Origin of the sequence: Mesorhizobium sp. LSHC412B00, assembly GCF_000503035.1 — a bacterium.
Taxonomy (GTDB): domain Bacteria; phylum Pseudomonadota; class Alphaproteobacteria; order Rhizobiales; family Rhizobiaceae; genus Mesorhizobium.
Genome location: NZ_AYWB01000019.1, coordinates 65,439 through 84,205, shown reverse-complemented (window position 1 = coordinate 84,205; position 18,767 = coordinate 65,439). Strand labels below are relative to the sequence as shown.

Annotated in this window: 17 protein-coding genes and 1 pseudogene; 12 read left to right on the top strand and 6 right to left on the bottom strand. The window is 63.6% G+C overall.

Features of this window, described 5'->3' with window-relative positions; all coding sequences use genetic code 11:
- Positions 1-148 precede the first annotated feature (148 nt).
- Positions 149-1,048, bottom strand: a complete 900-nt coding sequence (locus X757_RS139875) for a LysR family transcriptional regulator (protein ID WP_023727543.1) — start codon at positions 1,046-1,048, stop codon at positions 149-151.
- Positions 1,049-1,139: 91 nt separating this feature from the next.
- Between X757_RS139875 and X757_RS139880 the strand changes: the two genes are divergently transcribed.
- Positions 1,140-2,012 (top strand): aldo/keto reductase family oxidoreductase, encoded by an 873-nt coding sequence (locus tag X757_RS139880; RefSeq protein WP_023689475.1) that lies wholly within the window; start codon positions 1,140-1,142, stop codon positions 2,010-2,012.
- 200 nt (positions 2,013-2,212) lie between these two features.
- Here X757_RS139880 and X757_RS1000000169175 read toward each other — a convergent pair.
- Positions 2,213-2,432, bottom strand: a pseudogene (locus X757_RS1000000169175) (glycerophosphodiester phosphodiesterase); the annotation flags it as partial.
- Between the two features lie 98 nt (positions 2,433-2,530).
- On the opposite strand from X757_RS1000000169175, the gene speB reads away from it, so the two are divergent.
- From speB to X757_RS139895, 3 genes are all read left to right on the top strand, one after another.
- Positions 2,531-3,532 (top strand): agmatinase, encoded by a 1,002-nt coding sequence (speB, locus tag X757_RS139885; RefSeq protein ID WP_023669405.1) that lies wholly within the window; start codon positions 2,531-2,533, stop codon positions 3,530-3,532.
- A gap of 29 nt (positions 3,533-3,561) precedes the next feature.
- Positions 3,562-4,488, top strand: a complete 927-nt coding sequence (gene argC / locus X757_RS139890; RefSeq protein WP_023669404.1) for an N-acetyl-gamma-glutamyl-phosphate reductase — start codon at positions 3,562-3,564, stop codon at positions 4,486-4,488.
- A 61-nt stretch (positions 4,489-4,549) separates the two neighbouring features.
- Positions 4,550-5,389, top strand: a complete 840-nt coding sequence (locus X757_RS139895) for an aminoglycoside phosphotransferase family protein (protein WP_023669403.1) — start codon at positions 4,550-4,552, stop codon at positions 5,387-5,389.
- Positions 5,390-5,442: 53 nt separating this feature from the next.
- Here the strand turns inward: X757_RS139895 and X757_RS139900 are convergent, their stop codons facing one another.
- Complete coding sequence (locus X757_RS139900) at positions 5,443-6,567, bottom strand: COX15/CtaA family protein (protein ID WP_023669402.1); 1,125 nt, start codon at positions 6,565-6,567, stop codon at positions 5,443-5,445.
- 150 nt (positions 6,568-6,717) lie between these two features.
- On the opposite strand from X757_RS139900, the gene X757_RS139905 reads away from it, so the two are divergent.
- Positions 6,718-6,933 carry a DUF2842 domain-containing protein gene (locus X757_RS139905; protein WP_023669401.1) on the top strand — a complete coding sequence of 72 codons (216 nt, stop codon included), beginning with the start codon at positions 6,718-6,720 and terminating at the stop codon, positions 6,931-6,933.
- Positions 6,934-6,948: 15 nt separating this feature from the next.
- Here X757_RS139905 and X757_RS139910 read toward each other — a convergent pair whose 3' ends face one another.
- A complete protein-coding gene (locus X757_RS139910) occupies positions 6,949-8,007 on the bottom strand; it encodes a polysaccharide deacetylase family protein (RefSeq protein WP_023727542.1) in 1,059 nt (352 codons plus the stop codon).
- A gap of 91 nt (positions 8,008-8,098) precedes the next feature.
- On the opposite strand from X757_RS139910, the gene X757_RS139915 reads away from it, so the two are divergent.
- Positions 8,099-9,328, top strand: a complete 1,230-nt coding sequence (locus X757_RS139915) for a GNAT family N-acetyltransferase (protein WP_023669399.1) — start codon at positions 8,099-8,101, stop codon at positions 9,326-9,328.
- Between the two features lie 3 nt (positions 9,329-9,331).
- Here X757_RS139915 and X757_RS139920 read toward each other — a convergent pair whose 3' ends face one another.
- Complete coding sequence (locus X757_RS139920) at positions 9,332-10,042, bottom strand: GntR family transcriptional regulator (protein ID WP_023727541.1); 711 nt, start codon at positions 10,040-10,042, stop codon at positions 9,332-9,334.
- 263 nt (positions 10,043-10,305) lie between these two features.
- Between X757_RS139920 and X757_RS139925 the strand changes: the two genes are divergently transcribed.
- The 6 genes from X757_RS139925 to X757_RS139950 all read left to right on the top strand — a co-directional run bounded on the left by X757_RS139925 (position 10,306) and on the right by X757_RS139950 (position 16,290).
- A complete protein-coding gene (locus tag X757_RS139925; RefSeq protein ID WP_023727540.1) occupies positions 10,306-11,406 on the top strand; it encodes an ABC transporter ATP-binding protein in 1,101 nt (366 codons plus the stop codon).
- 34 nt (positions 11,407-11,440) lie between these two features.
- Entirely contained in the window at positions 11,441-12,730 is a 1,290-nt protein-coding gene (locus X757_RS139930) for a PotD/PotF family extracellular solute-binding protein (RefSeq protein WP_023727539.1), read from the top strand.
- Positions 12,731-12,967: 237 nt separating this feature from the next.
- On the top strand, positions 12,968-13,879 hold the full coding sequence (locus tag X757_RS139935) for an ABC transporter permease (RefSeq protein ID WP_023727538.1): 912 nt from the start codon (positions 12,968-12,970) through the stop codon (positions 13,877-13,879).
- 1 nt (position 13,880) lies between these two features.
- Positions 13,881-14,699, top strand: a complete 819-nt coding sequence (locus X757_RS139940) for an ABC transporter permease (RefSeq protein ID WP_023727537.1) — start codon at positions 13,881-13,883, stop codon at positions 14,697-14,699.
- A 2-nt stretch (positions 14,700-14,701) separates the two neighbouring features.
- On the top strand, positions 14,702-15,448 hold the full coding sequence (locus tag X757_RS139945) for an aspartate/glutamate racemase family protein (protein WP_023682327.1): 747 nt from the start codon (positions 14,702-14,704) through the stop codon (positions 15,446-15,448).
- A gap of 5 nt (positions 15,449-15,453) precedes the next feature.
- On the top strand, positions 15,454-16,290 hold the full coding sequence (locus X757_RS139950; RefSeq protein WP_023727536.1) for a GNAT family N-acetyltransferase: 837 nt from the start codon (positions 15,454-15,456) through the stop codon (positions 16,288-16,290).
- A 98-nt stretch (positions 16,291-16,388) separates the two neighbouring features.
- Here X757_RS139950 and X757_RS139955 read toward each other — a convergent pair whose 3' ends face one another.
- Positions 16,389-18,599 carry an exopolysaccharide transport family protein gene (locus tag X757_RS139955; RefSeq protein ID WP_023727535.1) on the bottom strand — a complete coding sequence of 737 codons (2,211 nt, stop codon included), beginning with the start codon at positions 18,597-18,599 and terminating at the stop codon, positions 16,389-16,391.
- Between the last annotated feature and the right edge of the window lie 168 nt (positions 18,600-18,767).

The window sequence follows — 18,767 nt, the reverse complement described above, 5'->3', positions numbered from 1 at the left end:
GCCGTCATCAACAAGCGATTCGTGTGTCATCGCAGTGTAGAATCACACCCGATTCCGCAAGGCAATACCTATCTTAGCGCCTATGCCCTTGTGGGGAGGTCGGCGCGAAGCGCCGGGTGGGGTGATGGCGCCGGCCTCGGTTCAAGTCTCAGAACTTGCCGGCCTTGATGTAATCGATAAACGCCCGTAGCGGCGCTGGAACCAGACGCCGTCCGGGATAGTACAGAAATGGTCCGGGAAAACTCTGCCACCACGGTTCGAGCACGGGCTCCAGGGCGCCGCTTTCGAAGTGAGGGCGAAGCCAGCCCTCGAAGAGAGCGACGATGCCGCTGCCGGCAATGGCCGCATGGACGGCAAGATCGCTCGCCCCGCCGATCCGCACGATCAACGGCCCCGTCGTGTCGACACGCACCACCTCGCCGTCGCGCTCGAATTCCCACGGCAGCATCGCACCGCTGGCAAAACGACCGCGCAGACAAGCATGGCCAAGCAGGTCGCTCGGGTGCTGCGGCTGCCCATGGCGCTCGAGATAGGCGGGGCTGGCGCCAGTGGCGAAGCGCTGGACGCGCGGTCCGATCGGCACCGCGATCATGTCCTGCTCCAGTCGCTCGTCATAGCGGATGCCGGCGTCGCAGCCCGCCGCCAGCACGTCGACGAAGTTCTCATCGGCGATGACCTCCAGCCGAATGCCGGGATAGGCGGCGAGGAAGCCCGGAACGATGTCGGGCAATATCAGCCGCGCGGCGCTGACCGGGACGTTGAGGCGCAGCGAACCAGCCGGCCTGTCGCGAAAGCCATTGACCACGTCGAGGGCCGCCTCCACCTCCGACAGCGCCGGGCCAAGCCGTCCGAGCAGGCTGAGACCTGCGTCGGTCGGAACGACGCTGCGTGTCGTGCGGTTGAACAGCCTGACGCCGAGCTGCGTCTCCAGGCGGCGCACCGCTTCGCTCAGGCCCGACGCGCTGCCGCCGCCGGCGCGAGCCCCTTCGCGAAAGCCGCCGGCACGCGCCACCGTCACGAAAGCGTTCAGGTCGCCAAGGTCCATCATTGTTCGCCATTCCGCACAAGCTGTACGGATTGTACCTTATTATCCCGAGGTTGAGCAGCGTCTATCTTCGCCTCCTCAAAGGAGACCGACCATGTCCACCATCCAAAAATCCGGCACATTCACCCTCGGCAGCCACACCGTGAAACGGCTCGGCTACGGCGCCATGCAACTTGCCGGCCCGCACGTTTTCGGTCCGCCGAAGAATCATGACGCGGCCATTGCAGTGCTGCGCGAAGCGGTGGCCTCCGGGGTCAACCACATCGACACCAGCGACTATTATGGCCCGCATGTCACCAACCAGCTGATCCGCGAAGCGCTGGCGCCCTATCCGCAAGACCTCGTCATCGTCACAAAGATCGGGGCGCGGCGCGGCAGCGACGGCTCATGGCTGCCTGCCTATTCCGCCAAGGAACTTGAGCAGGCCGTGCACGACAATCTCAGGAATCTCGGTCTTGAGGTGCTGGATGTCGTCAATCTGCGCATCATGTTCGGGGTGATGGGTCCCGCCGAGGGCTCGATCGAGCCGCAGTTGACCGCGCTTGCCGAACTGCAGCGCAAGGGTCTGGTGCGCCATATCGGCCTGAGCAACGTCACCCCAGCGCAGGTCGAGGAAGGCCGTGGGATCGCCGAGATCGTCTGCGTGCAGAACCAGTACAATCTGGCGCATCGCGACGACGACGGGTTGATCGATGAACTGGCGCGCGCCGGTATCGCCTACACGCCGTTCTTCCCGCTCGGCGGTTTCAGCCCGCTGCAGTCGTCGACCTTGTCGGATGTGGCCGCGCGGCTCGGCGCCACACCCTTGCAGGTTGCGCTCGCCTGGCTGCTGCGCCGCTCGCCGAACATCCTGCTGATCCCGGGGACGTCGTCGATCGGGCATTTGAGAGAGAACCTGGCGGCGGCGGAACTGGAGCTGTCGGCCGATGTGCTAAGGGAATTGGATGGGGTGGCGAAAGCGGCGTGAAGATTTTGCGGGCGGCGCTGTCACCCCACCCGCGCCTTCGGCGCGACCTCCCCATCGAGGGGAGGTAGGAGGTCGCGGCAGCCTTGCATGCCTCGCAATCGCTACGACTGTCGGAATCTAAAGCGCCAACGCCCTACCTCCCCTCGATGGGGAGGTCGGCGCGCAGCGCCGGGTGGGGTGATGGCGCCGACGTACGATTTCTAATTGATACTCGCCGTATTCGCGGCTCGGCCGGCTTCGCCTCATCCACATAAGGCACCCTAAACCCGTTGGCCCCCAGCCAGCCAATGGCAGCCTTCGGTTCGTCGGTCTGGATGATGGTGGCGCCGCGTTCGGCCCAGAAACCGTGGTCTCGGCCGGCATGCCGGCCTGCACCGCCAGTTCATCGCCGCAGCCGCCGGAGAGGAAGCCGCCGGGCCTTGCACCTTGGCGATACAAGTCCTTCGCCAAGCTGTGACTGGCATCTTGCGTGCCGGTTCTGTAGTTGTGGCAGCCCGATGAACAAAGAAGGACCCGTAATGGCGAACCAGACCATCGACAACGCGTTCACCGCCCGCTCCAAGACGGGGCCTTCCTTCGAGCCGACCTATGCCGGCGCGCTGTCGTTCATGCGGCGCAAATACACCAAGGATGCAAAGGGCGCGGACGCCGTCGTGTGGGGCATTCCGTTCGATGCCGCCGTCACCAACCGGCCGGGCGCGCGCTTCGGGCCGCAGGCGATCCGCCGCGCCTCGGCGATCCTCGACAACGACCCGCAATATCCGTTCTCGCGCGACCTGTTCGAGCATCTCGCCGTCATCGACTATGGCGATTGCCTGCTCGATTCGGGCAATCACCAGAAGACACCAGGCACGATCGAGCGCGAGGCGGCGAAGATCCTGAAATCGGGTGCCTTCCTGTTGTCGCTCGGCGGCGACCATTTCGTCACCTGGCCGCTGCTCAAGGCGCATGCCGCCATCCATGGGCCGCTGGCGCTGGTGCAGTTCGACGCGCATCAGGACACCTGGCCTGACGATGGCAAGCGCATCGACCACGGTTCGTTCGTCGGGCGCGCCGTCAATGAGGGCATCATCGATCCTGATCGTTCGATCCAGATCGGCATCCGCACGCATGCCCCCGATACGTTCGGCATCAAGATCCTTTACGGTCACGAGATCGAGGAGATGCGGGCTTCCGACATCGCCTATGCGATCGTCGACCGCACCGGCGGCAGGAAGACCTATCTCACCTTCGACATCGACTGCCTCGACCCGGCCTTTGCGCCCGGCACCGGCACGCCGGTTGCCGGCGGACCGTCCTCGGCGAAAATCCTGTCGACGCTGCGCCAGCTCGGCCAAGTCGATATTGTCGGCGCCGACGTCGTCGAGGTTGCGCCGGCCTATGATCACGCCGATATAACGGCGATCGCCGGCTCGATGGTGGCCATGCACTATCTCGGCCTGGTGGCCGAGCGAAAAGCGCGGGCGGAAGAGCTGAACAGCGGCAACCATGGCGCGGCAAACCATGGCCAGGGCATATAGGCCTGAATTAGCAGGGAATTGACGGGCACATGAAACCGAAAATCTTCATCGATGGCGAACACGGCACCACCGGCCTGCAGATCCGGGCGCTGCTGGCCGAGCGCGGCGACCTCGAGATCATCTCGATCCCGGCCGAGCGCCGCAAGGAAACGGCGGCGCGCGCCGAGTTCCTCAATGCAGCCGATGTCGCCATCCTGTGCCTGCCGGATGCGGCTGCCAAGGAAAGCGTATCGCTGATTGCCAACGACACCACCAAGGTGATCGACGCCTCCACGGCGCATCGCGTAGCCGAGGGCTGGGAATATGGCTTTGCCGAGATGGAAAAGGGCCAGGCCAAGATCATCGCCAATGCAAAACGCGTCGCCAATCCCGGCTGCTGGCCGCAAGGACCGATCGCGACACTGCGGCCGCTGGTCGCCGCCGGCCTGCTGCCGGCGGATTTCCCGATCACCGTCAATGGCATTTCGGGCTATTCGGGCGGCGGCCGGCCGATGATCGAGGACTATGTCGCCAAGGGCGAGGATGCCTCTGAATTCCAGGTCTATGGGCTGACCCTGCAGCACAAGCATGTGCCGGAGCTGCGCACCTATGCGAAGCTGTCGCACGATCCGATCATGCAGCCGGCGGTCGGCAATTTCGCCCAAGGCATGATCACAGTGGTGCCGCTGCAGCTCGGCGGGCTCGACCATGTGCCGGCCGGCGCCGAACTGCACGCGGCAATCGCCGACCATTTTGCCGCCATCAAGGGCGGCGTGGTCGAGGTAGCTCCTTACGAGCACGTGGAGCGCCTGCCCGAGATCAATCCCGAGGTCTATAACGGCACCAACCGCATGAAGGTCTATGTCTTTGCCAATGACGACAGGGCGCAGGCGCTGCTGATTGCGGTCTATGACAATCTCGGAAAGGGCGCCTCGGGTGCTGCCGTTCAGAACATGGATCTGATGCTCGGCCTTTAATTCAGTTGGAGAGAGCATGTTGCCCGAAAACCGCTTAACACTTTTCGGCATCACGCTCTGAATGGACGCGCCTGCATTTCCAAAGCGCTGGAAGATCAGCGCGCCCGAGCTCATTGCGGAGACGTTTTCGAGCCGCATCTGGAAGGTGCGGCGTGAGGACGGCTCGCCGGCCATCGTCAAGGCGCTCAAACCATTCGACGATGTCGAGGACGAGTTGCGCGGCGAGCACTATCTCGCATGGCGGCGCGGCGAAGGCGCGGTGCGGCTGCTTGGCCGGGACGGCCACCGCATGCTGCTCGAATATGCCGGCGACACCCTGCTTTCCGACGTTCTGGCCAAAGAAGGCGACAACGCCGCGACCGCAATCGCGGCCGAGTTGATGGGGAGACTGTTCTCGCCCTCAAGACACCCTGCCCCGCCGGACCTGCAGCCGCTGCGGACACGGTTTGCCAGCCTGTTCAAAAAGGCCGGAGCCGATCGCGACGCCGGAGAGCACAGCCTCTATATCGAGGCCGCCGAAATCGCGGACCGGCTGCTCGATGCCCCGCATGCGGTCAAGCCGCTGCATGGCGACCTGCATCACGACAACATTTTGCACGGTGCGCGCGGCTGGCTGGCGATCGACCCGAAGGGCGTGCTCGGCGATCCCGGCTTCGACGCCGCCAATCTGTTCTACAACCCACTGGGGCGCGACGACCTCTGCCTCGATCCCGAGCGCATCGCGCATATGGCTGAGATCTTCGCCAGGACACTCGGCCAGACGCCGGCTGCCATTCTCGACCATGCCATCGCCTATGGCTGCCTGTCGGCCGCATGGCATCATGAGGACGAGAATGCGGTCGACGAGAACCGCGAGCTGTCGGTTGCGGGAGTGATCCGAAAGGTGCGGCTCAGCTTCTGACCGGCGCAGCCTCGCGCTTTAGACGTAGCGAGGCAGTTCGTTCGCGAAATAGATTATTGCGACGGCCAAGACACCGTAGACGATGTACCTGCGTTCATGGGCGGCCGCGTTGGCAGTGGATAGGCGCCCTTGTTGCCGCGCCAGTGGGCGGCGGCAAATCCCAGCAGGACCAGCGCGAAGGCCTGATGGGTCAGCGCCATGTGCAGCGGCACCTGCATCAGCAGCGTGCCGATGCCGATCGAGGCCTGCACCAGCACCAGCAGAAACAGCAGCGTTGCGCGGCGTGCGTGTGTCGTGCCCGGCAGCCGCCGGCGCGTCGCTATCATATGCCAGAGCGCGATGGCAAAGACCGTATAGGCGCCGAGCCGGTGGACGAACTGCACCGTCTTCGGGTTCTCGAAGAAATTGCGCCAGGCCGGTTCGAGCAGCAGCAGCTCGCCGGGGATGATCTTGCCGTCCATCAGCGGCCAGGTGTTGTAGCTCAGGCCGGCGTCGAGCCCTGCGACCAGCCCGCCGAGATAGATCTGGACCAGCGCCAGCAGCACGATGAAACCGGCCAGTCTTTGCGTCGACCGGCCGGCGGCAGGCTCCGAATGCGGCGCCAGCCCGCGCGCGACCACCATGGTGGCAGTGAAGATCAGGGCGGCAAGCGTCAAATGCGTCGCCAGCCGGTACTGGCTGACGGAGACGCGGTCGACCAGGCCGGAGGCCACCATCCACCAGCCGATGGCGCCTTGCAGGCCACCAAGCAGCAGAATACCGACCAGCTTTGGCCCAAGGCCGCGCTCGATGCGGCGCGTCGCCCACAAGACCAGCAACGGCAGGCCGAAGACCAGGCCGACACTGCGCGCCAGGATGCGGTGCGCCCATTCCCACCAGAAGATCGATTTGAAGGCGTCCAGGCTCATGCCCTTGTTGAGCTCGGCATATTGCGGAATCTTTTGATAAAGCTGGAATTCCTCCTGCCACTCCGCGTCATTGAGCGGCGGTATCACACCGTGGATCGGCTTCCACTCGGTGATCGACAGGCCGGAATTGGTGAGCCTGGTGGCGCCGCCGACCAGCACCAGCGCAAACAGCACCAGAAGCACGACATACAGCCAGCCGCGCACCAGCGCCCGATTTTTCAAGTCGCGATCGCGGTCAATGTAAGGCGCGGCGGCTGATATGGCGGCCATGGTTGGTCCCGGCAGGTTGACGTGGCGGATTGGTGAACCATCGCAACCCGGCTGACAAGACCGGACGGCGCGGCACGCCGTCGCGCCGCATCTCCCGGGTTGCACAGGCGCGCGGTTGGGCCTAAGCGGAGGCGATCAACGAGAACGCTCATGCCCATCCGCCTGAAAAAGCTGATCGGAACTTTCCTGCTGGTGGCGCTGGTCATCATCTATGCGCTGGTCGCGTCGATCATAGCGGTCGCGCAGCTGTCGCAATCCAGCCCGCTGGTGCACTTCCTGTTCTTCCTGTTCAGCGGCCTGTTCTGGGTGCTGCCTGCGATGGGCATCATCAAATGGCTGATCCTGGAGCCGCCGCCGAAAGGCTGAAGAGCCCGCCCCAGGTTAGATGGTGACCACCATTTTGCCGGCATTGGCCAGCGGCGTCGTTAAGCCCGACAACATGGTGCGGATATGGGCGACGCTCTGGTAGCGGCCGTTGATCGAAATGCGCGGCAGCGCGTGCAGGAAGCCGGCGTGCTCGGCGTGCAGCACGCCGTGGCGAGTGGTCACCGCCGAGGCGTAGCCGGCGTCGCGGGCAAAGCCCACTTCGCGGCAGCCGACAGCGCTGGCGTAACCATAGGGGTAAGCGAGATGACGGGGGCCTTCACCGAGCTGCGCCTGCAGTTGGCGCCTGACGTCGACGATCTCATGGCGCGCATCGCCTTCGTCGAGCCGCTTCAGATTGCGGTGGTTGACCGTATGCGCGCCGATCGTCACCAGCCTGTGCCCGGCCACGGCGCGGATGTCGTCCCAGGTCATCAGCGTGCTTGGGCGCAAGCCATCGAGGTCGATGCCGTTCGAGTGCGCCAGATCGCGCAGCACGGCGCGCTGATCCTCCTCGCGCACCTCGAGCGTCAGATAGGCATGCAGACGCGCATTGGCGTGGAGTTTCTTGCCGTGGGTCGAGCAGTCTATGGTCACCGGCCCCTTCGGCGTCGCCAGCGTCAAACGCTCCCGCGCGTTGACGATATCCTCGACCACGTCCCACCATAAATCGGCGCTGCCGTCGATCAGACCCGGCGCGACATAGATGGTGATCGGCGCGTCGTGCTTTTCGAGCACTGGCAGCGCTTCGGTCATGTTGTCGCGATAGGCGTCGTCGGCGGTGATGGTGGCGAACTGGCCGTCCTTGCCGCCGGCCTTGATGCGCTCGATCGCCTCGTCGAGGGTGACGAAGGCATAGCCCCTCGCCTTCATGTCGGCGACGAGAGCGTCGAGGAATCGCGGGGCGATGTTGAGGTGGCGGTTAACGCCGTCCGGCTTCTCCGGCGTGGCGGTGACCCGATGCAACATGAGGATGGCGCCAATGCCGCCGACAAACGGCTTGGCCAGCGGTGCAAGGCCGGTAAAGCGGGCGATATTAAGCGCCAGTTTCCGAACTGCCTCACCACCGTCGATCATTCATTCACCTTTTGCGCCTAGGCTCGATCCAAGCACGGAACGCGCCGACGCGAACTCCTGATCGCGACGAATACGCCTTAAGGATTGAGGTATGGTTGACGCCACCGCGTCATTTGACGGCAATCGGCTCGCCGCAAGCAAGGCGTCTGCGCGCACGCCGGCTGCCGACCAGACCAGTCTGTCGGTGTCGATCGCAGATGCTGCCGCGCTCGCCTCTTACGGCGAATTCTGCCGTTCGGCGCTGTTTGCGCCGGCGCAAAGCGCGGACTGGGTTCGTGCCTGGACGGCGCAGGCTAATCCCGATGCCGTCATTGCCACGCTGACAATCGAGGACAGGCCGGTCTTTGCACTGGCACTGGAAATCACGCGAACTGGTCCATTCCGCGTCGCCCGCTTCATGGGCGGGCGCCATGCCAACGGCAATTTCGCCGCCGCCGATCCGGCATGGCTGGCAAAGGCAGATGCTGGGGGGATCCGCAGGCTGGTGACGGCGATCGGCAAGGCGCGTCCCGACATCGATCTCGTTGCCTTGGAAAGGCTTCTGCCCGACCTCGATGGCGTTGCCAATCCGCTGGTGGCGTTCTCCAACTTTCCGAGCCCAAACCTGTCGCTCGCCGTCAATCTCGACGGTGGTTTCGATGCGCTGCTGTCGCGTGTGGGCGGCAAGCGCAAGCGCAAGAAGCACCGTTCGCAGACACGAAAATTCGAGGCGGTCGGCGTTCATCGCCGCATCGAGGCGCAGACACCCGAAGACGTGAACCGGCTGCTCGACGCTTTCTTCGAGATGAAGGAGTTCCGCTTCGCCAAGATGGGCATCGCCAATGTCTTCGGCGAGCCGGAGGTGCGGGCTTTCTTCCGTGCCCTCTTCGCCGGCGCGCTGGCCGAGGAGAAACCGGCCTTTGTGCTGCATGGGCTCGAAGTGGCCGGCAAGCTGCGTGCAATCACCGGCTCGAGCCGCTCGGGCAAACGCCTGATCTGCGAATTCGGCGCCATCGCCGAGGACGATCTCGGCCACACCAGCCCCGGCGATTTCCTTTTCTTCGACATCATCGAGGAAGCCTGCCAAACAGGCTTCGATGTCTATGATTTCTCGGTCGGCGACGAGCCCTACAAGCGGCTCTGGTGCGATATCGAGACCCAGCATTTCGAGGTGCTGGCGCCCCTGACGCTGAAGGGACGCGCCCTGGCGTCGGCGCTGCGGCAGGGCGCACGGGCGAAAGCCTTCATCAAGAACAACCCGACGGTCTGGAAACTGACCAAGATGCTGCGCCGCAAGGCCGCCGGACAGGCAGCGCCCGCTCCCACGGACGACGAAAACTAGCGTTCAGAAATTCAGCGCTTCGCGGAGCGCCGGGCCGGCCCTGACCCGCAGGTCGAGATCCGCCTCGATGTGGTCGATATGGTGCAGCATCAGCCGGCTCACCAACCCGCAATCGCCGCTTTCCAGCGCGCCGACCATTTCCGTGTGCTCACTGTGTCCGCAGGCCGACACGCCGGATCGTCCGTAAAGGGCGATCACCAGCGACGAACGCGCCACCAGCTCCTCCATGAAGCGCTGCAGGATGGCATTGCCGGCGACGGAGGCGAGCATCAGATGGAAATCGCCCGACGCCTTGATTTCGGAGCGCCGGGCGGTTGGGCCGCGCTCGGCGATGAAGCGGCCTTCCTCGTCGAGCTGCGCTCGGAACGTAGCGATATCGGTGGCTGTGACCCGCCCGCAGGCGGCAATGGCTATGCCCGGCTCGATCAGCCGGCGCGATGCGAACACCTGGCGCGCTTCCTCAGGCGAAGGGTTGGCGACGAAGGCGCCACGGTTGCGCTCGGTACGCACCAGCCCCTCGAAGGACAGCATCTGCAGCGCCGCGCGCGCGACGGTGCGCGAGACGTCGAACAGCGTGCCGACCTCGCCTTCCGACAGCTTGGTGCCGGGCGTCAGCCGACGGTCAACGATGGCGTCCCGCAGATTGTCGCGGATCGCCTGGGCGCGATCCTGGTTGGCGCTGTCGGCGGAATGGATCTGATCGGCAATGTCCATGGCGATGATGGTTCCCAGCCTCTTCTAGCGCAACTGGTCGCTTGCGTACGAGAGGCAAAGTGGACACCAAGCGAAAAAAGATTGCATACGATTCTTGCGCGGATCGCGCACAATCGCCCACAATTTGTGCAATGCACAAGATAGCCCACCGGCTAGGCAGTGGGCACGAATCCCGATTTTGCTGATGATTCAAACGCTTGGCCGAATCTCGCCGATTGGCACGCATAATGCATTGGTTAATGCGACCAAACGGGGAAGCCTGAATGTCCAAAGCCGCCGAGATCGACATCGTCTCCGTTTCGAAAGTGTACGGAACGACGACTGCTGTCGAAGCCATCAGCCTGAAAATACCGGCAGGCACTTATTGCTGCCTGCTTGGCCCCTCCGGCTGCGGCAAGACCTCGACGCTGCGCATGATCGCCGGCCACGAAAGCATTTCGTCGGGCGATGTCCGCCTCGGCAACTTTGTCGTCACCGACCTGCCGCCGGCAAAGCGTGGCACGGCGATGATGTTCCAGTCCTATGCGCTGTTTCCGCATCTCGACCTTGTCGACAATGTCGCCTTCAGCCTGAAGATGAAGGGCGTCGACAAGGAGCAGCGCCGTGCCAAGGCGCTCGATATGCTCAAGCTGATGCAGATGGAGGCCTATGCGACGCGCAGGCCGGCGCAGCTTTCCGGCGGCCAGCAGCAGCGTGTTGCACTCGCCCGCGCTCTGATCACCGATCCCGAGGCGCTGCTGCTCGACGAGCCGCTGTCGGCACTCGACCCGTTCCTGAAGATACGCATGCGCGCCGAGCTGAAGAAATTGCAGACCTCGCTTGGCATCACTTTCGTCCACGTCACCCACAGCCAGGAAGAGGCCATGGCCTTGGCGGACCTGATCGTGGTGATGAATGACGGCCGCATCGAACAGGCGGCGCCGCCGCGAGATGTGTTCGAAAGGCCGGCCACCGCCTTCGTCGCGCGCTTCATGGGCGACCACAATGTCATCTCCGGCCGGGTCACCGGCGCGCGCGACGGCATGGTCGTCTTCGACGTCAATGGTGGCGCCTCGCTCGCCGCCCGCGGGCAAGGCCGGGAGGCGGGCCAAGAGGTGGGCACGCCGATCGACATTGCCATCCGCACCGACCATGTGCGCATCGGCGAAGCACCCTCTCCCGGCCTCGGCTTCACCGGCATCGTCTCCAACATCGAATATCGCGGCGCCACGGTGAAGCTGTCGGTCACCGGCGGCGGCATCGACGATTTCACCGTTATCATCGACGATTCCGACTTCTTCACCAAACCCGTCGCCCTTGGCGACGCCGTACCGCTCGCCTGGGATTCCGAGGACGCCATCGTCCTCGGCCGCCTTCATTCATGAATTCAACGAAGCAAAACAAAACAGGGGAATAGGAATGACAAAAACAGTAGAAACAAAGACCGGAATTTCGCGCCGTTCGTTGCTCAGGACAGGTGCGGCCGCCGTCGGCCTCGCCGCAGGCTCGGGCGCCATTACAGGCTTCCCGACCATCTGGGCGCAGTCCAACATCACGCTGCGCCAGTTCGGCACCGGCGTGTCGAACCTGAACGCGATCGCCGACAAGTGCAAGGCCGACCTCGGCATCACGCTGGAAATGACGGCGACCGATTCGGACGCGGCCGCCCAGCGCGCCGTGACCCAGCCCGACAGCTATGACATCGCCGACATCGAATACTGGATCTGCAAGAAGGTGTTCCCGAGCGGCGTGCTGCAGCCGATGGATGTCAGCAAGCTGAAATACTACGACGAACTGGTGCCGTTGTTCAAAACCGGCAAGCTGACGCCCGACAGCATCATTGCCCAGGGCACCGCGCCGCACACGGTCGGCTATGTCGAAGCGCAGGACTCAAAGACCTTCGCCAAGGCGCCGACCAAGTGGTTCACCATGGTGCCGACGATCTACAACGCCGATACGCTAGGCATCCGGCCCGACCTCGTCGGCCGCGACATCACCACCTGGGCCGACATCATGGACCCGGCCTTCAAGGGCAAGACCGCGATCCTCAACATCCCGTCCATCGGCATCATGGATGCGGCCATGATCATGGAGGCCACAGGCAGCATCGAATATGCTGACAAGGGCAACATGACCAAGGAAGAGATCGACAAGACGATCGACTTCCTCATCAAGGCCAAGCAGGCCGGCCAGTTCCGCGCCTTCTGGAAGTCGTTCGACGAGAGCGTCAACCTGATGGCATCGGGCGAGGTGGTCATCCAGTCGATGTGGTCGCCGGCCGTCGCCGCCGTCCGCTCCAAGGGCATCGCCTGCCGCTTCCAGCCGCTCAAGGAAGGCTATCGTTCATGGGGCGGCGGCCTTGGACTTGCCGCCCATCTGAAAGGCGCCGAGCTCGACGCGGCCTACGAATACATCAACTGGTATACGTCGGGCTGGGTCGGCGGCTATCTCAACCGCCAGGGCTACTATTCCGCCAATATGGTCTCGGCCAAGAAGTTCATGTCCGAGGACGAATGGGGCTACTGGATCGAAGGCAAGCCGGCCAAGGGCGAGATCAAGGCGCCGGACGGCACCGTCATGGAAAAGGCCGGCGCCGTGCGCGACGGCGGCTCGTTCGAAGAGCGTATGGGCAAAGTCGCCTGCTGGAACTCGGTCATGGACGAGGACCGCTACATGGTGAAGCGCTGGAACGAGTTCATCGCGGCGTAGAGCGGACGCGTTCACTGTGATGTTGCGATCCTTCGCGCCCCCCTCTGTCCTGCCGGACATCTCCCCCACTTGGGGGGAGATTGGCAGCGTCATGGCCGGCTCTTCGTTAGCAACGTTGGAATTTGGCGAAGGCCGTTATGAGAGTTCGATCTCCCCCCTCGTGGGGGAGATGTCCGGCAGGACAGAGGGGGGCGCGAAGGATCGCAAGTCATCGCGATCACACGGAGGATTTTCCCAATGACAGTCGCGGTCGAAAGCCCCGCCATCGCAGCAGCCAAGCCCGCCAGACACCGCCGCTTCTCCATCAGTGCCGTCACGCCCTACCTCCAATCGGCGCCGCTGGCGCTCATCCTCGGTGCGTTCCTGCTCTTGCCAATCATCATGATCGTCGTCGTCTCCTTCTGGGATTATGACTTCGCCGCCATGTATCCGGATTTCCTGACGACGAACTATTCCGACGTGCTGGGATCATGGGTCACCTGGAAGACCTATCTCAACACCATCAAATTCGCTGCCATCGTCTGGGCTCTGACCTTGTTCATCGGCTTCTGGGTCGCCTATTTCCTCGCCTTCCATATCCGCACCACCGCCATGCAGATGGTGCTGTTCCTTGTCTGCACGGTGCCGTTCCTGACCTCCAACATCATCCGCATGATCTCGTGGATCCCGGTGCTTGGCCGTAACGGGTTGATCAACTCGACGCTGGTGCAATTGGGGCTGGTGCCAAAACCCATCGAATGGCTGCTCTATTCGGAATTCGCCGTGGTGCTGGCCATGGTGCATCTCTACACGCTGTTCATGGTAACGCCGATCTTCAACACGTTGATGCGCATCGACCGCTCGCTGGTCGAGGCCGCGCGCGATGCCGGCGCGTCCGGCTGGCAGGTCTTGTGGAACGTCGTCATCCCGCTGGCCAAGCCTGGCATGGCGATCGGCACCATCTTCGTCGTCACGCTGGTGATGGCCGATTTCTCCACTGTGCAGGTGATGTCGGGCGGCCAGAGCGCGTCGGTCGCACTGATGATGAAGAACCAGATGTCGCTGCTGCAGTATCCCGCAGCCGCCGCCAATGCCGTAGTGTTGCTGGTGTTGGTACTGTTGATGGTCGCGGGCATCCTGCGCATCGTCGACATCCGCAAGGAGCTTTGAGGTGAGCCACGAAAAACGCACCTTCGAGTTCTATGTGCTTGCGGCCTTCTTCACTCTGTTCGTGCTGTTCCTCTATGGCCCGCTATCGGCGATCCTGATCCTTTCTTTCCAAGGCGAGACCGGCGGCCTCACCTTCCCGCTCAATGGCGTGTCGCTGCACTGGTTCGCCAATCTGTTCGAGCGCCAGGCGGTCGGCGATTTCGGCGGCAGCTTCAAGCGCTCGCTCGTGCTCGGCCTCATGGTGATGATCGTCACCGTCGTCGTGTCGCTGCTAGCAGGGCTCGCTTTCCGGCAAAAATTTCGTGGCGCCACCGCTTTGTTCTACCTGGCGGTCGCCAGCCTCGTCGTACCCTCGATCATCATTTCGCTCGGCATCGGCGTCGTGTTCCAGCAGGTCGGCTTCCGCCCGGCCTGGTACACATCGGCCTTCGGCGCGCACCTGACCTGGACCTTGCCCTTCGGCGTGCTCATCATGTTGGCCGTCTTCAACCGCTTCTCGCCCGCCTATGAGGAAGCAGCGCGTGACCTGGGCGCCAACTCCTGGCAGACCTTCGCCCATGTCGTGCTGCCGATGATCGCGCCGAGCCTGATCGGCGTCGGCCTGTTCGGCTTCACGCTGTCCTATGACGAGTTCGCCCGCACGCTGATGACGTCGGGCACCTTCAACACGCTGCCGCTCGAGATCTACGGCATGACCACCAATGTCACGACGCCGGTGCTCTATGCGCTGGGCACGGTGACCACCGTGTTCTCCTTCCTGGTGATCCTGGCCACACTGGGCGCCATCCTCTATGTCGGCCGCAAGCGGGCCAGGGTTTGATCGTGCAGATACTGGTGGTGAACCCCAACACGACGGCGAGCATGACCGAGACGATCGCGGCGGCGGCGCGCGCCGTTGCCGGCGCCGGGACCGAGGTGATCGCGGTCACCTCCTCGATGGGTCCTGCCTCGATCGAGGGCTATTATGACGAGGCATTGGCCGTGCCCGGCCTTTTGATGGAGATCGCCGCCGGCGAACGTGCCGGGGCTCAGGCCGCCATCATCGCCTGCTTCGACGATACCGGCCTGGATGCGGCACGCGCCATGGCCTCCATTCCGGTCATCGGCATCTGCGAGGCCGCACTCAGTGTCGCCTCCTACATTGCCCAGCGCTTCACAGTGGTGACGACCACCGAACGCTCGCGTGTCCCTGTCGAGGGGCTGGTGCACCGCTACGGCATGGCCGGGCGTGCCCGCGTGCGCGCCGCCGACATTCCCGTACTCTCGCTTGAAGACGCTGCTTCCGGCGCTGTCGAGAAACTGCGCGCCGAGATCGCCCGCGCCATAGCGGAAGACCGCGCCGAGGCCATCGTGCTCGGCTGCGCCGGCATGGCCGACCTGGCACACCGGTTGCAGCAAGAGTTCGACCTGCCCGTCATCGACGGCGTCGGCGCCGCCCTCAAACAGGCCGAGGCGCTGATCGCATTGGGCCTGTCGACCTCGAAGCGCGGCTCCTATGCCAGTCCGCTGGCCAAGCCCTATCGCGGCGTGCTGAAATCCTTCTCGCCGGGGGTGGTCGCCGCGGAGTGAACGCTATGAAGCCTACCGTCCGCGCATTGTCTCCGCCGGAACTGACCGTTCTCATCGACTGGGCGGCGGCTGAAGGCTGGAACCCTGGCCTTGACGATGCCGCCGCGTTCCGGCCAACCGATCCTGAAGGGTTCATCGGCGCTTTCGTCGACAACGAGATGACCGCCGCCATCTCGGCTGTCGCCTATGGCGGCAACTTCGGTTTCATCGGTCTCTACATCTGCCGACCAGACATGCGCGGCAAAGGCCATGGCAAAGCAGTCTGGAATGCGGGCATGGCCAGGCTGGCCGGCCGAACGGTCGGCCTCGACGGGGTCGCCGCGCAGCTGGCGAATTATCGCCGCACGGGATTCAGCTCGGCGTACGAAACCATCCGCTTCAGCGGCCGTATCGCGACCCCGCCCGTCCGAAGCGAAGGGGTGCGCATGATAACCACGCAACTCGTGCCCGACATCATCGTCTATGACGCCCGCTGTTTCCCCGCGCCTCGACGAGCCTTTCTGCACCGCTGGGCGCAGCCGCCGCATTGCGGGTTCGCCGCGATCAGTTCACTCGGCACCATAGGCTACGCCGTGGCTCGTCCCTGCCGTTCGGGTTACAAGATCGGCCCGCTGTTTGCCGACGACACCGAGACGGCGATGCAGCTCATGGGCAGTCTGGCTGCCGCATGCGAAGGTGGCGACCTGCATATCGACGTTCCTGCCGAAAATTTCGATTTCACCAAGGCGCTTTCAGCAATTGGTTTCAGGCCGACCTTCACCACCACGCGCATGTACAAGGGCCCGCCTCCGAAGGTCGACTCGCGCCGAATATTTGGCGTGACGACCCTGGAGTTGGGGTAGATCCCGGCGCCGACTGACAGGCTTGGTTTTTCGGGAGCCGGCGGGCGATGGACGAGCCTATCCGTAGTAGCGCCGCCTAAGTCGAATTGTCTGATGTCTCAGGCGGCGCTACGTCGTCCCGGCACGGGGTTACCCGGCGTCTCGTGGCCGATCGGCGTCACCAGAGTGAGGTCGGGATAGCCGCTTTCGATCAGCTCGACGGCGGCCTGCGCCACCTCATCGTCCGCCTGCAGCATGGACATGAAGACCTCGGTGCTGTCGCCGACCAGTCGGCTGATGCCTTGCGCATCGGCCGGTCCGCATTCGACGATGACCAGATCATAGGCGGTGGTCAGCGACTGCATGATGATCGGCAGCCGGTCGGCGGCGCGCATGGCGCGAACCGGATCGGCGGTGCCGACGGGAACGACATGGCAGTCGGAATAGAGGTCAGCGTGAATGACGTCGCTGAACTGCGCTTCCGAAGCCAGCAGATTGGTGATGCCGGGGAAAAGTCCGCTGTCCAGCATCGGCCGCGACGCCGCGCCCGATGCGGTCAGGTCGAGCAGCAACACGCGCAGGCCGGCGTCGGAGACTTCGCGCGCTACCAGCACTGCCGAGGCCGCTGCCTCATCGCCTTCGGGCGAGACGAAGATGGCGCGCGCAGCACCGCTGGCGATCAGCTTTTCCGCCGCCTTCTCGACATCGATCTCGCCAAGGCTGGAGCGGACAGGTTCGGCTTGCGGTTCGGAACCGGCGATCGCTGCGTCCTCCTGCACTGCAGGAGCCGGCTCGGGCTTTGGCGCCAGTTCAGACTCCATGGTCGTCGGCTGATCGTCCACTTCCACGACCTCAGGAGCCGGTTCCGGGTCGACTACCGGCGCCGACATTGCCGGCATCGCAACCTGCTCGATACGCTCGAAGCGCGCCCCTGGGGCCGGACGCATGGCGCGGCCCGAAAACAGCTCCTGCAGCAGCGTGATGACCGACATCAGAACCAGCGAGCCGACGAAGGCGGCGCCGACGATCGGCACGAGCTTGGGGAAATAGGGTTCCGACGGCACGCGCGCCTCGGAAAACACGCTGGCATCGACCGGCAGGTAATTCTTGCGCGAGGACACTTCGCGGAAGCTCGCCATATAGGATTCAAGCTGCTGGCGCCGGACGTTCGCCTCACGCTGCAGCGCATCCAGCTGGACTTGCTCCTCGCCGGCGCGCGACGACGCCGCTTTCAGCTTGTTGACGTCCGATATCAGCTGGTTTTCGCGCGCCTGGGCGGTCTGCGCCTGCGTCAGCAACCCGCGCATGATCTTTTGCGCCTCGTTGCGGATCTGGCCGTCGAGATCGGCAAGCTGCGACCTCATCGCCCGCAGGCGGGGATGGTTGTCGAGCAAGGTGGTGGAAAGATCGGCGATGTTGGTTCTGAGCTCGATCTGACGCTCACGCAGCCGCTGGATCAGATCGGAAGACAGCACTTCGGGTACAGCGTCCAGCGAACCGCCATTTTGCAGGGCCTGGCGTACCCTTTCGGCCGTCGCCTCGGCCGAGGCGCGGTTGGCGCGCACACGCGACAGTTCGGTCGACAGTTCGGACAATTGCTGTGTCGCCAGCACCGAATTGTTGCCGCCCATCAACAGGTCCGACTGGGCGGAACGGAAGGCCGCGACCTTGGCCTCTGCATCCCTGACCTGCTTCTGCAGCTCCTCGATCTCCGGCTCGAGGAAGGCGGTCGCGGCCGCGTTCGACGTGGTCTTGGCATCCGCCTGATAGGCCATGTAGGCCTTGGCGATGGCATTCGGAATATCGGCGGCAAGCTGGCGGTCTTCCGAGGAAAATTCGACGGCGATGGCACGCGTCTTCTCCACGCCATAGACGTTTAGCTTGTCGCGCATTTTAGTCAGCACGCGCTCTTCGAGCGGAATCTCTGCCGGATCACTTTTCAGTCCGGCAATGACAAGAAGTCGGGCTACCGGCGACATGCCGAGCGCATCGTTGAACTCGGGCTTGTCGCCCAGGTGCAGATTGCCAGCCACCTTATTGAGAATGTCGGACGAGGAAATGACCTGAACCTCGGTTGCTACACCTTCCGCATCGAGCACAGGTTTGTCGTCTTCATTGGTACCGGCAGGCCGCGTATAGGCCGATTCGCTCAACTGGATTTTCAGCTGCGTCGTCGCCTTGTAATGCGGCGTGGCAAGCCACGCGAACGCGAAGGCGAGACCAGTGACGAGAATCGTGATCACAAGAATGCGCAGCCAGTTCCGCGCCAAGCTGGCGAAGAGCTGTCTCAGGTCGACATCGACATCTGCGGCCGCGGACTGGTCGGACATGCATTCCTGCTCCGGAACATGAGGCTAGATGGTAGCGTAAACAACTATGGTAACTCAGCCGTTAAGATCGCGGTAAGCAGCTGTTAGGGTTTGCTGACATCCGGTAAACAAAGCCAGCAAAACTATACGGCTTTTTGTCGATTGCCGCCAAATCGGCCGCGTCCCTTT